Consider the following 15,458-nt stretch of genomic DNA (forward strand, 5'->3'; position numbering starts at 1 on the left):
GGCGATCCGGCGCCATGCGTGGTGACATTCAAACCGAAAGGCCGCACCGGCTGATGCTCAGCACCCTGCGTTTCCTCATCGCGATCCTGACGGTCGCTCTTTACACCCTGCCGCTTCTGGTGGTGCAGGAGATCGCGCTGCGCACGCCGCTGATGAGCGACCGGCGCATTCCCCGGCTCTGGCACCGGATGACCTTGCGCGTTCTGGGCGTGCGGTTGGAGGTCGAGGGCGCGGCGGTCGCGGACCGGCCCCTGCTGATCGCCGCCAACCATGTCTCGTGGCTGGACATCCTTGTGCTCGGCTCGCTGGACGGTGTCCACTTCATCGCCAAGTCGGAGATGCGCCACTGGCCCGTGCTCGGCACCTTCGCCCGTCAGCAGCGCTCCGTCTTCGTCGAGCGCGAGCGCCGGCGCGCCTCGCCCGATCAGGCGCGCGAGATCGCCGAGCGCCTGGCGGACGGGGATCCCATGGTGCTGTTCGCCGAAGGCACGACGGGTGACGGAAACCGCCTGCTGCCGTTCAACAGCACCCTGTTCAGCGCGGCGCAGATGGCGCTGGCGGGGTCGCAGACCGGACAGGTCACGGTGCAGCCGGTGGCGCTGGCCTACACGCGCAAGGGCGGGCTTCGCCTCGACCGGCGCGAGCGCGCGCAGATCGCCTGGATCGGCGATACCGATCTCGTGCCGCACCTGCGGTCTGTCTTCGCCGCCCGTCCGCTCGACGTGTCGGTTCGCTACGGCGACCCGATCCCCTTCGCGGCGCAGGGGGACCGCAAGACGGTCGCCCGCCAGGCCGAGGCCCAGGTGCGCGGCATGCTGAGGGCGATGCTGCGCGGCGGCAATTCCTGAGCGGACAAAGAATCGTCTGTTTTTTGACACGCAAAACCGTTAGGAAACCGGCATGGAACAGAATTATTCCCTCGAAAGCGTTGGCGATACGGCAACGCGCGACGCGGTTGAAGCGCGGCCCGACGGCAAGAAGGTTTTCGTCAAGACCTACGGTTGCCAGATGAACGTCTACGATTCGCAGCGCATGTCCGATGCGCTGGCGGCGGACGGCTATGCGCCGACCGAGCGGATCGAAGATGCCGACCTGATCCTGCTGAACACCTGCCATATCCGCGAGAAGGCGGCGGAGAAGGTCTATTCCGAGCTTGGCCGCATCCGGCAGCTGAAGCAGGAGCGCGGCGCGCTCGGGCGCGAGACCGTGGTCGGCGTGGCCGGCTGCGTCGCGCAGGCCGAGGGCCAGGAGATCCTGCGCCGCGCGCCCGCGGTCGATCTGGTGATCGGCCCGCAGACCTATCACCGCCTGCCGATGGTGGTGAAGCGCGCGCGGGGCGGCGAGAAGATCGTCGAGACCGATTACGCCATCGAGGACAAGTTCGAGCATCTGCCCGCGCCGCAGCGGAAGGTGGTGCGCGCCAGGGGCGTGACGGCGTTTCTCACGGTGCAGGAAGGCTGCGACAAGTTCTGCACCTTCTGCGTTGTGCCCTATACGCGCGGCTCCGAGGTGTCGCGGTCCGTGGCGCAGATCGTCGCCGAAGCCGAGCAACTGGCCGAGGCCGGCGTTCGCGAACTGACGCTGCTCGGCCAGAACGTCAACGCCTGGCATGGCGAAGGCGCGGATGGACGCGAGTGGGGCCTTGGCGAGCTTCTGTTCCGGCTGGCCGAAATCCCCGGCCTCGACCGTCTGCGCTACACCACCAGCCATCCGCGCGACATGGATGACGCGCTGATCGCCGCCCATCGCGACCTTCCGTCGCTGATGCCCTATCTGCATCTGCCCGTGCAGTCCGGTTCCGACCGCATCCTGAAGGCGATGAACCGGAAGCACACCGGCGACGACTACCGCCGGCTGATCGACCGCATTCGCACTGCCCGGCCCGACATCGCCATGTCCGGCGATTTCATCGTCGGGTTTCCCGGCGAGACCGACGCGGATTTCGAGGACACGATGCGCCTCATCCGCGATGTGACCTATGCGCAGGCCTTCTCGTTCAAATATTCACCGCGGCCGGGCACGCCGGGCGCGGACATGGACGGTCACCTACCCGAAGACGTCAAGAACGAGCGCCTGCAGGCGCTGCAGGCGCTGTTGCTGGAGCAGCAGCGCGGCTTCGCCGCCAGCCTCGTCGGCAGGAAGCTCGATGTCCTGCTCGAAAAACCTGGTCGCCAGCCGGGCCAGCGCGTCGGCCGCTCGCCCTGGCTCCAGCCGGTTATTGTTGATGAAAAGGCCGGCGAAATCGGCGACATTATCAGGGTTCGAATCACGGACGCAGGCTCCAACAGCCTGTTTTCTGAACCGGTGTTTTAAAGGAGAGGCGTTTGACCGCCAGCACTGAGTTGAAGAACCTGCCCTCCGGGGCATCGGACATGGCGCACATCGTGCTCACCTTCGATAACAACAAGCTGGCCAGCGCCCTCTACGGACCCTTCGACGAGAATCTTGCGCGCATCGAGCAGGCGCTCGGCGTCGACATCCGCTCGAAGGGCAACCAGCTCTCCGTGAAGGGCGACAGCGTGGCCGCGACGCAGGCCCGCCGCGCGCTCGACTATCTCTATGAGATGGCGCAGGGCGGGGCGGAGATCGCGGCTTCGGACGTGGATGGCGCAGTGCGCCTGGCCATCGCGGCAGACGACCAGCTTGTCCTCCCGACGCTGGAGGGCAAGGGCAAGCTCGCGGCGGCGCAGATCTCGACCCGCAAGCGCACGGTGCACGCCCGCTCGGCCAACCAGGACGCCTATATGCGCGCTCTGGAACGTTCCGAGCTCGTGTTCGGCATCGGCCCCGCCGGCACCGGCAAGACCTTCCTGGCGGTCGCCTATGCGGCCATGCTGCTCGAGCGCGGCGCCGTCGACCGCATCATCCTGTCGCGCCCGGCGGTGGAAGCGGGCGAGCGGCTTGGCTTCCTTCCCGGCGACATGCGCGAGAAGGTCGATCCCTATCTGCGGCCGCTTTACGACGCGCTCTACGACATGATGCCCGCCGACAAGGTGGAGCGGGCACTGGCCGCCGACGTCATCGAGATCGCGCCGCTCGCCTTCATGCGCGGCCGCACGCTGGCCAACTCCGTCGTCATCCTCGACGAGGCGCAGAACACGACGCCGATGCAGATGAAGATGTTCCTGACGCGCCTGGGCGAGAACGCGCGCATGATCGTGACCGGCGATCCGAGCCAGATCGACCTGCCGCCGAACACGAAATCGGGTCTCGTCGAGGCGCTGGAAGTCCTGAACGGGGTTCCCGGCATCGTCACCGTCCGCTTCGACGACAAGGATGTCGTGCGCCATCCGCTGGTCGCCGCCATCGTCAAGGCTTATGATCGGCAGGCGCGGGGCTGACCCGGAAAACGCCGATGAACGCTGCAATCGATGCTCAGGACAGGGCTGCCATCGTCCTCGACCATACGGTCGAGGCGGGCGCCTGGCCGCCTGAGGCGGACCTGCTGGCGCTGACGCGCCGGGCCATCGGCGCGGCCGTTGCGGTGAGCGAAGCCGATCTGGAAGACCACGTCGCCGTCAGCCTGCTGTTCACTGACGATGACGGGATCAGGGAGATAAACCGCGCGTGGCGCGGCAAGGACAAGCCCACCAATGTGCTTTCCTTTCCCGCCGCGCCGCCTGCCGTCGCCGGGCCGGACCCGGTCCCGCTGGGCGACATCGCGATCGCGTATTCGACCGTGGTGCGGGAGGCGGACGACGAGGGCAAGACCTTCGAAGACCATCTGACGCATCTCCTCGTTCACGGTTTCCTTCATCTTCTGGGCTATGACCACGAGACGGAGGAAGAGGCCGACGAGATGGAGGGACTGGAGAGGAATATTCTCGAAAGTCTTGCCATTGCCGATCCATATGCATAACTGAAGGGTGCAATCGACCACAGGGCCATGACAGAGAACACGATGATCGCCGCGGGCGAGACGCCTGGCAGCGAGACGAATTCTCCCGAGGAGGGAGATGAGGGATCGAGTAGATCCACATATGGCGCCGGCAATGGCCGCCTTTCCCTCTGGGAGAGGATGATGGCGGCGCTCGGCCTGCGCAACGGCTCGTCGCTGCGCGACGATCTCGCCGACGCGCTGTCCCAGCACACCCACGACAACACCGCCTTTTCGCCTGGCGAGCGGGCGATGCTCAACAACATCCTGCGGCTGCGCGAACTGCGGGTCGAGGACGTCATGGTGCCGCGCGCCGACATTGAAGCGGTCGAGCTTTCCACGACGCTCGGCGACCTGCTGAACGCGTTCGAGCGCTGCGGCCATTCGCGCATGCCTGTCTATGGCGAGACGCTCGACGACCCGCGCGGCATGGTTCACATCCGCGACGTGGTCGGCCATCTGATCCGCGCCTCGCGGCCGAAACGCGGGCGCGGCCGGGTCAAGGCGGTCGATGCCACGGGCTTCGATCTGAGCAAGGTCGACCTGGCGAGCACCATTGGCGAGCTGAGCCTGATCCGGCGGCTGCTCTTCGTCCCGCCGTCCATGCTTGCCTCCGACCTGATGGCGCGGATGCAGGCCACGCGCACGCAGATGGCGCTCGTCATCGACGAGTATGGCGGCACGGACGGCCTCGTCTCGCTGGAGGACATCGTCGAGATGGTCGTCGGCGACATCGAGGACGAGCATGACGATGACGACGCCCCGATGATCGAGGAAGCCAGCGATGGCGTCTTCGTCGTCGACGCGAAGGCCGAGATCGAGGATGTCGCCGAGGTTATCGGCGAGGCGTTTCGCGCCGAGGAGCATACCGAGGACGTCGACACGATCGGCGGCATGATCTTCAACGCGCTCGGCCGTGTCCCTGCGCGCGGCGAGGTGGTTCAGGCGATCCCGGGCTTCGAGTTTCAGGTGCTGGACGCCGATCCGCGCCGCGTCAAGCGGGTGCGCATCGTCCACAACCGCGCTTCGGAGCGTAGGCGCCGCCTCGTCAAGCCCATGGATGCGGCCTGACACGCATTCGGCCGGATCCCCGCCGTCCTGTCCTGTGCAATGCCGCTGAAACCGCTCGATAGGGTTTTGCCCTGTCGCGATGTGCTGATACTCCTTGAAGCCTGATTCATGCTGCACGGACGGACCCATGGAGAGCCTCGCCGGACGGGTGATTTTGCTGAGCGGCTGGCAACGCGCTCTGCTGGCTTTCGCCGCCGGCGCGGGTGCTGCGTTCTCCCAGCCTCCGTTTGATTTCTTCGCTGCCTGCTTCATCGCCTTCCCGATCCTGGTCTGGCTGCTCGATGGAGCGGAGGGAGGCGGGCGCGGCTTCTTGTCGCGCCTCGCGCCCGCCTTCGCGACGGGCTGGTGGTTCGGGTTCGGCTATTTCCTGCTCGGCTTGTGGTGGATCGGCAACGCGCTCCTGGTCGATGCGGACAACTTTGCCTGGGCCTGGCCGTTCGCCGTCGTCGGCCTGCCCGCCTTCCTGGCCGTCTTCTACGGGCTGGCGGCTTTCCTGGCTCGGATGGTCTGGTCGGGAGGCCTTCTCCGGCTCGTCGCATTGGCACTGGCCTTCGGCCTGGCCGAATGGGTCCGCTCGATCATCTTCACCGGATTTCCGTGGAATGCCATCGGCTATTCTGCGATGCCGACTTTACTTGCGATGCAGTCGGCTAAATTGGTTGGCCTGGACGGCATGAACATTCTGGCCGTCTTCGTCTTCTCGGCGCCGGCGCTTCTGGGCACGCGCCGCCATCTGGTTCCCGGCGTCGCGGCTGCGACATTGTGTATCGCCGTGCAGCTTGGCTACGGATATCTGCGGCTGGCGCAGGAGCCGGAAGCCGGTGGAGCCCTTGCCCTCCGCATCGTCCAGCCTTCGATCGCGCAGACGGAGAAGTGGGATGCCGCGGAACAGGACCGCATCTTCAAGACCCTGATGGACCTGTCGTCCAGCCCCCGGCCGGAGGGAACGCCGCGGCCGCAGGCCATCCTGTGGCCGGAAACGGCGGTCCCTTTCCTGTTCACCGACCGTCCGGATGCCCTCGCCGAACTCGGAAATCTCCTGGAGGACGGCCAGGTGCTGCTCACCGGCGCCGTGCGCAGCGAGGGCGGGGAGCGCGCCGGCGATACCCGCTACTACAACGCCGTCGTGGCGGTCGCGTCGGATGGCACGATCTTTGATGCCGTGGACAAGACGCATCTGGTGCCGTTCGGGGAATACGTGCCGTTCGCCGGCCTTCTGGAGAGGCTCGGGATCGGCGCGATCGTGCAGTCCGCGGGACCCTTCACCGGGGGCGCGCCGCGCCACGCGATCGCCGTCGCCGAGGGCATTCGGGCGCTCCCATTCATCTGCTACGAGATTATTTTTCCGCGCCTGGTTAACGGGGCGACCGCCGGCGCCGATCTGCTGCTCAACGTGACCAACGATTCCTGGTTCGGGGTTTCGCCCGGTCCCTATCAGCATTTTCGCCAGACGCGGCTGCGGGCCATAGAATCCGGGATTCCGCTGGTCCGTGCCGCCAACAACGGAATTTCCGCCGTGGTCGATTCCGACGGGCGCATCGTCGACGCTTTCGATCTGAACGCGGTCGGAGCGCTGGATGTCGAGGTGCCGCTGCACAGAGGAGAAAAATATTCTTACGGCACGCCGGGAACCAACAGCGCCATTGTTGCGTTGGGTTTCGGGTTCTTGCTTCTGCTTGGGAGTATCGTTCGCCGGTTGAGACCGAATTGACACATCGCCATTCGGGTACGCATAGTGTGTAAGCCGACTACTCCGATACCGTATTGTCAAGCTTGGGGCTGAGACAAGGTTTTGGGCGCGTCGGTCAATGGCAACCCCGTGCCTGATGGCGAGGGAATATATGAACAAGAATAAGAAAAAACCGAATCCGATCGATATCCATGTTGGTGGTCGGATAAGACTCAGAAGAAACATGCTGGGAATGAGCCAGGAAAAGCTTGGTGAAAGCCTGGGCATAACTTTCCAGCAGATCCAGAAATATGAGAAGGGCACCAACCGGGTGGGCGCCAGCCGGCTGCAGGCAATCGCCTCGGTTCTGAGTGCGCCGGTGTCGTTCTTCTTCGAGGGCGCACCGGGTGAGGATGCGGGCGCTGCCGGGGGGATGGCTGAGGACGGTGCGTCCTTCGTGGTCGATTTCCTGAACAGCAGCGAGGGAGTCCAGCTCAACAGGGCCTTCGTCAAGATTTCGGATCCGAAGGTACGCCGCAGGATCATCGACCTGGTGAAGGTCCTCGCTGCGGAAAGCCAGGATTGAGGCGCAGCCTCGGTCCATTGATCAGTTTTTTACGCAACTGATGACATAATATGCGACGCATGGGGGACGGGCGTACGCGCCCCTTCCCCATCCTGCCCCGTTTTTGAGATGTCGCCGCTGATCCAAGCTTGACCTTTGCGGGTGAGCTTGGCTAACAGATGTGCGCCTGTTGCCGACGTTCCGATCGGCTTCTTCTCAGAGGGGACACCCGTGGCACGCAAGACCTATCTCTTTACAAGTGAATCCGTTTCCGAAGGCCACCCCGACAAGGTGTGCGACCGCATTTCCGACGAGATCGTCGACCTGGTCTACCGGGAAGCAAAGAAAACCGGCATGGACCCGTGGAAAGTGCGCGTGGCCTGCGAAACCCTCGCCACCACCAACCGCGTCGTCATCGCTGGCGAGGTGCGTGTGCCAGAATCGCTCCTGAAACACGACAAGGACGGCGCGGTGGTGACGGATGCCAAGGGCAATCCGCTGATCAACCCGTCGCGGTTCCGCTCGGCCGCCCGGCGCGCCATTCGCGCCATCGGCTACGAGCAGGACGGTTTTCACTGGAAGACGGCGAAGATCGACGTCCTCCTGCACGGCCAGTCGCCCGATATCGGCCAGGGTGTCGACAACGCCGCCGACCGGCAGGGCGAGGAAGGCGCGGGCGATCAGGGCATCATGTTCGGCTACGCCTGCCGCGAGACGCCGGACCTCATGCCGGCGCCGATCTATTATTCGCACAAGATCCTGCAGCTCCTCGCCGATGCCCGCAAGGAGAACAAAGGCGATGCCGGCAGGCTCGGTCCCGACGCCAAGGCGCAGGTCACCGTCCGCTATGTCGACGGCAAGCCGACCGAAGTGACGGAGATCGTGCTCTCCACGCAGCATCTCGAGGAATCCTGGGACAGCAAGAAGGTGCGCCAGGTCGTCGAACCCTATATCCAGGAAGCGCTCGCCTCGGGCGGCATCTCGGTTGCGTCCAACTGCAACTGGTACATCAACCCCACCGGCAAGTTCGTCATCGGCGGACCGGATGGCGATGCCGGCCTGACCGGCCGCAAGATCATCGTCGATACCTATGGCGGTGCGGCACCGCATGGCGGCGGCGCGTTCTCCGGCAAGGACACGACCAAGGTCGACCGTTCGGCCGCCTATGCGGCGCGCTACCTGGCCAAGAACGTGGTGGCTGCCAACCTGGCCGAACGCTGCACCATCCAGCTCTCCTATGCCATCGGCGTCGCCCAGCCGCTCTCGGTCTATGTCGACCTGCACGGCACCGGCCGCATCTCCGAGGAGGAGGTCGAGGCCGCCATTCGCGAGGTGATGGATCTTTCGCCGAGCGGCATCCGCCGGCATCTCGATCTCAACCGTCCGATCTATGCCCGCACGGCCGCCTACGGCCATTTCGGGCGCAAGGCGAGCCGTGATGGCGCGTTCTCCTGGGAGCGGACCGATCTGGTCAAGATGCTGAAGCAGGCCGTCGCGCAGGCCGCGTAGTCAGATCCGCGGCGCCGGCTCCTTGCGGGAACCGGCGCCGTCGGCACAATTGCTGGGAAATTTCGAATGGCCGAAGAGCGGCGAAAGCGGGCTACGGAAGCCTTTTACGGCCGCCGGCACGGCAAGACCCTGCGTCCGAAGCAGGGCGCGGCGCTCGAGACCTTCCTGGCATCGGCGTTGATCGACCTCCGCCGCGATCCCCCCTCCGATCTGACATCTCTGTTTGCCGATCCGGTTGAATCCGTACGGCTGGAGATCGGCTTCGGCGGCGGCGAGCACCTGCTTGGCGAGGTCGCCCGCTATCCGCAGACCGGCTTCATCGGCGTCGAACCCTTCGTCAACGGCATGGCCAAGATGGCTGCCGCAGTGGAGGACGCGGGAGGGCTTCCGGGCAATCTGCGCGTCTACAATGACGACGCCACGGTTCTGCTGGACTGGCTTCCTGCGGGTGCGCTGGCCGGCATCGATCTTCTGTATCCCGATCCCTGGCCCAAGAAGCGGCACTGGAAACGGCGTTTCGTGAGCGCCGTCAATCTCGACCGCTTCGCGCGCGTCCTGAAGCCGGGCGCGCCGTTTCGCTTCGCCTCGGACATCGACACCTATGTCGACTGGACGTTGCAGCACTGCCGTGCGCACCCGGCCTTCGAATGGTGCGCCGCGAGCGCCGCCGACTGGCGCACACCCTATGACGGCTGGCCGGGAACGCGTTACGAAGCCAAGGCGATCCGCGAGGGCCGGACCCCCGCCTATCTCACCTTCCGCCGCACCAGTCAGTAGCGCTGCGACGCGTAAAACTGCTCGGGATCGATGCCGAGGCGCTTCAGGTCGGCGGCCTTGGCGCGGCGACGGTCGCGCACCGCCGCGGAAACCGCCATCGCGCTTTCGATGGTGCCGAAGAATTCGCCGATTCCACGCATGAAGTTGCGGCTCATCACGATTGCCTTTCACTTTGCTTGTGCATTGCAGCATAGATAGTCCCACCGTCGCCGAGAAAGAAGCGACGAATCGGCAGGGCTGCCATGCAATTGTGCGTCGCAGCATCCGCGTCCGGCGGAGGCCCCGCCCATCGGCCCTTGAAAAAAGGGGCCGTCTCGGCTATATCGCAATCAAATTCTTGGTCACTATGACGGAGAGTGGGTCCCGCCGGTCCCGCTCTTTTTTGTTAAGGGCATCTGCCCGGAGGCTTGATGACGGCAGTTTCAGGAGAAATGATCGGTGACGACCGGCTGATCCGCGAGAGCGGCATCGAGGCGCGCGTGGCGGCGATCATCGCTCCGGTTCTGGGCGCCATCGGCTACCGCTTGGTGCGCGTGCGCATGACCGCGCAGGAGGGCGCCACGCTCCAGATCATGGCCGAGCGTCCCGACGGCACCATGTCGGTCGAGGATTGCGAGGAGGTCAGCCGCGCCCTGTCTCCGGTGCTCGATGTGGAAGATCCCATCGACACCGCCTACCAGCTGGAGATCTCGTCTCCCGGCATCGACCGGCCGCTGGTGCGCAAGTCCGATTTCGCTGCGGCCGTCGGCCATCTGGTGAAGATTGAGACGGCGGAGCCGCTCGAGGGCCGCAAGCGCTTCCGCGGCTTTGTGGTCGAGAGCGACGAGGAGACGGTGACCATCGAGCCGGAAACGGTGGAGAGCGAGGAAGATGAAGCCTTCCTCTACGGGATACCCTTCCTGGCGATCGCCGAGGCCCGGCTGGTCCTGACCGATGAGCTGGTCCGCGACGCCCTGAGACAGGACAAGGAAGAGCGCCGTCAGCGCAAGCGTGACCGCCGCCCGACCGCAAGCGAGCGGGCCGCGTTGCGGTCCAGCAAGGAAAATGGAACAGAGCGGGCTCCGGACGAAGAAACCGGAACCCAGGCCGAAGGAGAATAAAATGGCTGTCAGTGCGAACAGGCTGGAGCTTCTGCAGATCGCCGACGCGGTGGCTCGCGAAAAGTCCATCGACAAGCAGATCGTCATCGCCGCGATGGCCGATGCGATCCAGAAGGCCGCGCGCTCGCGCTACGGTCAGGAGACCAACATCCGCGCCGACATCAACGCCCAGACCGGCGAGATGAAGCTGCAGCGCCTGATGGAAGTGGTCGAGGCGGTCGAGGAACCGGCCCGCGAGATCTCGCTGAAAGATGCCCGCACCCGCAACCCGGACGCCCAGGCCGGCGATTTCATCGCCGAGCAGCTTCCGCCGATGGAGTTCGGCCGCATCGCCGCCCAGTCCGCCAAGCAGGTCATCGTGCAGAAGGTGCGCGAGGCCGAGCGCGACCGCCAGTACGACGAATACAAGGACCGCATCGGCGAGATCGTCAATGGCACCGTCAAGCGCGTCGAGTACGGCAATGTCATCGTCGATCTCGGCCGTGGCGAGGCGATCATCCGCCGCGACGAGCTGATCCCGCGCGAGATCTTCAAGTATGGCGACCGCGTCCGCGCCTATGTCTATGACGTGCGCCGCGAGCAGCGCGGTCCGCAGATCTTCCTGTCGCGCACCCATCCGCAGTTCATGGCGAAGCTGTTCACCATGGAAGTGCCGGAAATCTACGACGGCATCATCGAGATCCGTTCGGTCGCCCGTGATCCGGGCTCGCGCGCCAAGATCGCCGTGATCAGCCATGATTCCTCGATCGATCCCGTCGGCGCCTGCGTCGGCATGCGCGGCAGCCGCGTCCAGGCGGTCGTCGGTGAGCTTCAGGGCGAGAAGATCGACATCATTCCGTGGAACGAGAACGCGGCGTCGTTCATCGTCAACGCGCTGCAGCCGGCGGAAGTCGCCAAGGTGGTGCTCGACGAGGACGCGGAGCGCATCGAGGTGGTGGTGCCGGACGACCAGCTTTCGCTGGCCATCGGCCGCCGCGGCCAGAATGTGCGCCTCGCCTCGCAGCTTACCGGCTGGGACATCGACATCCTGACCGAGGAAGAGGAATCGCAGCGTCGCCAGAAGGAATTCACCGAGCGTTCGGGCCTCTTCATGGACGCCCTCAACGTCGACGAGATGGTCGGCCAGGTTCTGGCGTCGGAAGGCTTCTCGAGCGTTGAGGAAGTCGCCTTCGTCGAGCTGGGCGAGATCGCGTCCATCGACGGTTTCGACGACGACACTGCCGGCGAGATCCAGATGCGCGCCCGCGAATATCTGGACCGCATCGAGGAAGAGCGCGACGCAAGGCGCAAGGAGCTGGGCGTCGAGGACGAGCTGCGCGAGCTGCCCGGCATGACCACCGCCATGATGGTGGCGGTCGGCGAGGATGGCGTGAAGACCATCGAGGATTTTGCTGGCTACGCGGTCGACGACCTCGTCGGCTGGAAGGAGCGCAAGGACGGCGAGACCAAGTTCGAGGCCGGGGTCTTCTCCGATCTCGACATCTCGCGCGTCGAGGCCGAGCAGATGGTCGTTGCCGCGCGCCTGAAGGTCGGCTGGATCACCGAGGAAGAGCTGGCGGCCGCCGATGAAGGCGAGGAAGCCGGTTCCGAGGACGCCGAAGCTGCGGAAGCCTGAGATGGGCCTGAGCGGGAGATACCGTGGACGAGATGAACGACCGCACATGCATCGTCACGCGCACGGCGCGACCGGCAGAGGACCTGATGCGGTTCGTCGCCGGGCCGGACGGCATGGTCGTGCCGGATCTGAAGCGCAATCTCCCCGGTCGGGGCTGCTGGGTCACCGCTGACCGCGCCCATGTCGACCTGGCCGCGAAGAAGAACATCTTCGCGCGGGCGCTGAAGGCTCCGGTCAGGCCGCCCGACGATCTAGGCGGAATGGTCGACGATCTGCTTGCGAAAGCCGCCCTTGGCGCTCTTGGCCTTGCGCGCAAGGCCGGTGCCGTGGCATTGGGTGCGGCCAAGGTCGAAGCTTCCGTGCGCAGCGGCAAGGCCGTGGCAGTCCTGCACGCCCGGGAAGCCTCGGATGATGGCGTGCGCAAGATCGCTTCCGCCCGGCGCTCGGTCGTCCACCTGGGTGGACCGGAGGTGCCCGCATACAAACTCTTTTCCGAGCAAGAATTGAGTTTGGCATTGGGGGCAACAAATGTGATACATGCTGCCGTGTTCGGGCGGGACGCGGGCAAGGCGGCGCTGAAACGCGTGGTGGCGCTCGGAAAGTTTCGAGGCAATTGCGCGGAAAACCCGGAAGCGGATGCGCTAGGCACCGCAGAGGATGTGGAATGACGGATACGAAAACCGGTGACGACAAGACGCTGAGCGTCAATACGAAGAAGACGCTGACGCTGAAGCGGCCCTCCGTCGAGCAGGGCACGGTGCGTCAGAATTTCTCGCATGGGCGCTCCAAGTCCGTCGTCGTCGAAACGAAGAAGCGCAAATTCTCGCGGCCCGACGAGCCGGCTGCCGCGACGCCGGCGCCTGCGCCGGTGAAGCCGCGCCCGGTCGTTCCGACGCCGCAGTCGCAGACGACGCGCGAGCGTCCGCGCCCCTCGCACACCAGCGAGCGTTCGGGCGTGGTGCTGAACGAGCTGTCGAGCGATGAGCTGGAGGCGCGCCGCCGCGCGCTGCAGGATTCCAAGGTTCGCGAGGCCGAGGAGCGCCAGCGCGCCGCCGAGGACGCCAAGCGCCGGGCCGAGGAAGATGCACGCCGCCAGCGCGAGCGCGAGGAATCCGCACGCCGCCAGGCCGAGGAAGAGGAACGCCTCAAGGTCGAGGCTGAAGCCCGTCGCCGCTCCGAAGAGGAAGCGCGCCGTCGCGCACCCGCCGCTGCCGAACAGGCTGCCCCGGAAGCGAGCGATGACAATGAGGGCAAGGGCAACAGCAAGGGCCTTCCCCCGAAGCGTCCGGTGCCCGTCAAGACCGAGGTCGCCCCGCGCCCTGCAAAGCCGCGCACGGACGACGAGCGCCGCCGCGGCAAGCTGACCCTCAACAAGGCGCTTTCCGACGATGGCGAGGCCCGAGGCCGGTCGCTCTCCTCGATGCGCCGCCGTCAGGAGAAGTTCCGCCGCGCCCAGCATCAGGAGCCGCGCGAGAAGATTTCGCGCGAGGTCGTGCTGCCGGAGACGATCACGATCCAGGAACTCGCCCAGCGCATGGCCGAGCGGGCCGTCGACGTGGTCAAGTTCTTCATGAAGCAGGGCCAGATGATGAAGCCCGGCGACGTGATCGACGCCGACACCGCCGAGCTGGTGGCCGAGGAGTTCGGCCACACGGTCAAGCGCGTCGCCGAATCCGATGTCGAGGAAGGCCTGTTCAACATCGCCGACAACGCCGAGGACCTGAAGTCGCGTCCGCCGGTCGTGACCATCATGGGTCACGTCGATCACGGCAAGACCTCGCTGCTCGATGCCATCCGGCACGCCAATGTGGTGTCCGGCGAGGCCGGCGGCATCACCCAGCACATCGGCGCCTATCAGGTCGTGCAGGACGGTCAGACGATCACCTTCATCGATACGCCGGGCCACGCCGCGTTCACCGCGATGCGCGCCCGTGGCGCCGAGGCGACCGACATCGCCATCCTGGTGGTTGCCGCCGACGACAGCGTCATGCCGCAGACGATCGAGTCCATCAACCACGCCAAGGCGGCCGGTGTTCCGATCATCGTGGCGATCAACAAGATCGACAAGCCGCAGGCCGACGCCCAGAAGGTGCGCACCGAGCTTCTGCAGCACGAGGTGTTCGTCGAATCGATGGGCGGCGAAGTGCTCGACGTCGAGGTCTCCGCCGTCAAGGGCACCAATCTGGACAAGCTTCTGGAAGCCATCCTACTGCAGTCCGAAGTGCTGGAGCTGAAGGCCAATCCGGACCGCACGGCCGAGGGCGTCGTCATCGAGGCGAAGCTCGACCGCGGCCGTGGTTCGGTCGCCACCGTCCTGGTTCAGACCGGTACGCTGCGCACGGGCGACATCATCGTCGCCGGCAACGAGTGGGGTCGCGTCCGCGCGCTGGTCAACGACCGGGGCGAGCAGATGAAGGAGGCTCCGCCCTCCATGCCGGTCGAGATCCTCGGGCTTCAGGGCACGCCGCTGGCCGGCGACCGCATTGCCGTCGTGGAAAGCGAGGCGCGCGCCCGCGAGATCGCCGACTACCGTCAGCGTCTGGCCCGCGAGAAGTCCGTGGCCCGCCAGGCCGGCCAGCGCGGCTCGCTCGAGCAGATGATGTCGCAGCTTCAGGACAGCGGCCTGAAGGAGTTCCCGCTGATCATCAAGGGCGACGTGCAGGGCTCGATCGAGGCCATCGCCTCGGCTCTCGAGAAGCTGGGTACCGACGAGGTGCAGGCGCGCATCGTGCACGCCGGCGCCGGCGCCATCACCGAGAGCGACGTGTCGCTGGCGGAGACCTCCGGCGCTGCCATCATCGGCTTCAACGTGCGCGCCAACAAGCAGGCGCGTGACGCGGCCGAGCAGGCGGGCATCGAGATCCGCTACTACAACATCATCTACGACCTCGTGGACGACATCAAAGCCGCCATGTCCGGCCTCCTGTCGCCCGAGCGCCGCGAGACCTTCCTCGGCAACGCCGAGATTCTCGAGGTGTTCAACGTCTCGAAGGTCGGCAAGGTTGCCGGCTGCCGGGTCACCGAGGGCAAGGTGGAGCGCGGTGCAGGCGTGCGCTTGATCCGCGACAGCGTGGTGATCCACGAAGGCAAGCTGAAGACGCTGAAGCGCTTCAAGGACGAGGTCTCCGAAGTGCCTTCGGGCCAGGAGTGCGGCATGGCCTTCGAGAACTACGAGGACATCCGCGCCGGCGATGTCATCGAGGCATTCCGCGTCGAGCACATCACGCGCACCCTCTGATCCGTCCGGTTCGATTTCCCGGCGGAGCGCTCTGTCG

The 15,458-nt window shown here is 65.6% G+C and carries 14 protein-coding genes; 13 read left to right on the top strand and 1 reads right to left on the bottom strand.

The features are described from left to right. Positions 1-53 precede the first annotated feature (53 nt). The 9 genes from olsA to trmB all read left to right on the top strand — a co-directional run bounded on the left by olsA (position 54) and on the right by trmB (position 9,468). On the top strand, positions 54-848 hold the full coding sequence (olsA, locus tag NA2_RS08110) for a lyso-ornithine lipid O-acyltransferase (protein ID WP_008596091.1): 795 nt from the start codon (positions 54-56) through the stop codon (positions 846-848). 52 nt (positions 849-900) lie between these two features. Then, a complete protein-coding gene (miaB, locus tag NA2_RS08115; protein WP_008596093.1) occupies positions 901-2,313 on the top strand; it encodes a tRNA (N6-isopentenyl adenosine(37)-C2)-methylthiotransferase MiaB in 1,413 nt (470 codons plus the stop codon). 59 nt (positions 2,314-2,372) lie between these two features. Beyond that, positions 2,373-3,341, top strand: a complete 969-nt coding sequence (locus NA2_RS08120; protein WP_051011606.1) for a PhoH family protein — start codon at positions 2,373-2,375, stop codon at positions 3,339-3,341. Between the two features lie 14 nt (positions 3,342-3,355). Continuing rightward, a complete protein-coding gene (gene ybeY, locus NA2_RS08125) occupies positions 3,356-3,859 on the top strand; it encodes an rRNA maturation RNase YbeY (protein WP_008596096.1) in 504 nt (167 codons plus the stop codon). Between the two features lie 27 nt (positions 3,860-3,886). Then, complete coding sequence (locus tag NA2_RS08130; RefSeq protein WP_040677182.1) at positions 3,887-4,948, top strand: hemolysin family protein; 1,062 nt, start codon at positions 3,887-3,889, stop codon at positions 4,946-4,948. Positions 4,949-5,075: 127 nt separating this feature from the next. Beyond that, entirely contained in the window at positions 5,076-6,659 is a 1,584-nt protein-coding gene (gene lnt / locus NA2_RS08135) for an apolipoprotein N-acyltransferase (RefSeq protein ID WP_008596098.1), read from the top strand. 130 nt (positions 6,660-6,789) lie between these two features. Continuing rightward, on the top strand, positions 6,790-7,203 hold the full coding sequence (locus tag NA2_RS08140) for a helix-turn-helix domain-containing protein (protein WP_008596099.1): 414 nt from the start codon (positions 6,790-6,792) through the stop codon (positions 7,201-7,203). A 210-nt stretch (positions 7,204-7,413) separates the two neighbouring features. After that, positions 7,414-8,691, top strand: coding sequence for a methionine adenosyltransferase (gene metK, locus NA2_RS08145; RefSeq protein ID WP_008596100.1), 1,278 nt, complete (start codon positions 7,414-7,416; stop codon positions 8,689-8,691). Between the two features lie 66 nt (positions 8,692-8,757). Further along, positions 8,758-9,468, top strand: a complete 711-nt coding sequence (gene trmB / locus NA2_RS08150; RefSeq protein WP_008596101.1) for a tRNA (guanine(46)-N(7))-methyltransferase TrmB — start codon at positions 8,758-8,760, stop codon at positions 9,466-9,468. Here trmB and NA2_RS22155 read toward each other — a convergent pair. Continuing rightward, positions 9,462-9,623: a hypothetical protein gene (locus NA2_RS22155; protein WP_008596103.1), complete on the bottom strand. Its 162-nt coding sequence runs from the start codon at positions 9,621-9,623 to the stop codon at positions 9,462-9,464. The genes trmB and NA2_RS22155 overlap by 7 nt on opposite strands. A 255-nt stretch (positions 9,624-9,878) precedes the next feature. On the opposite strand from NA2_RS22155, the gene rimP reads away from it, so the two are divergent. Genes rimP through infB form a run of 4 tightly spaced genes read left to right on the top strand, consistent with a single transcriptional unit; the run spans position 9,879 to position 15,421 of the window. After that, positions 9,879-10,568, top strand: a complete 690-nt coding sequence (gene rimP, locus NA2_RS08155) for a ribosome maturation factor RimP (protein ID WP_040677184.1) — start codon at positions 9,879-9,881, stop codon at positions 10,566-10,568. Between the two features lies 1 nt (position 10,569). Continuing rightward, positions 10,570-12,183 (top strand): transcription termination factor NusA, encoded by a 1,614-nt coding sequence (gene nusA, locus NA2_RS08160; protein ID WP_008596105.1) that lies wholly within the window; start codon positions 10,570-10,572, stop codon positions 12,181-12,183. A 32-nt stretch (positions 12,184-12,215) separates the two neighbouring features. Beyond that, on the top strand, positions 12,216-12,851 hold the full coding sequence (locus tag NA2_RS08165; RefSeq protein WP_008596106.1) for an RNA-binding protein: 636 nt from the start codon (positions 12,216-12,218) through the stop codon (positions 12,849-12,851). Continuing rightward, entirely contained in the window at positions 12,848-15,421 is a 2,574-nt protein-coding gene (infB, locus tag NA2_RS08170) for a translation initiation factor IF-2 (RefSeq protein WP_008596108.1), read from the top strand. The genes NA2_RS08165 and infB overlap by 4 nt, the downstream gene beginning before the upstream one ends. The last annotated feature ends 37 nt before the right edge of the window (positions 15,422-15,458 follow it).

This window comes from Nitratireductor pacificus pht-3B (assembly GCF_000300335.1).
Taxonomy (GTDB): domain Bacteria; phylum Pseudomonadota; class Alphaproteobacteria; order Rhizobiales; family Rhizobiaceae; genus Nitratireductor; species Nitratireductor pacificus.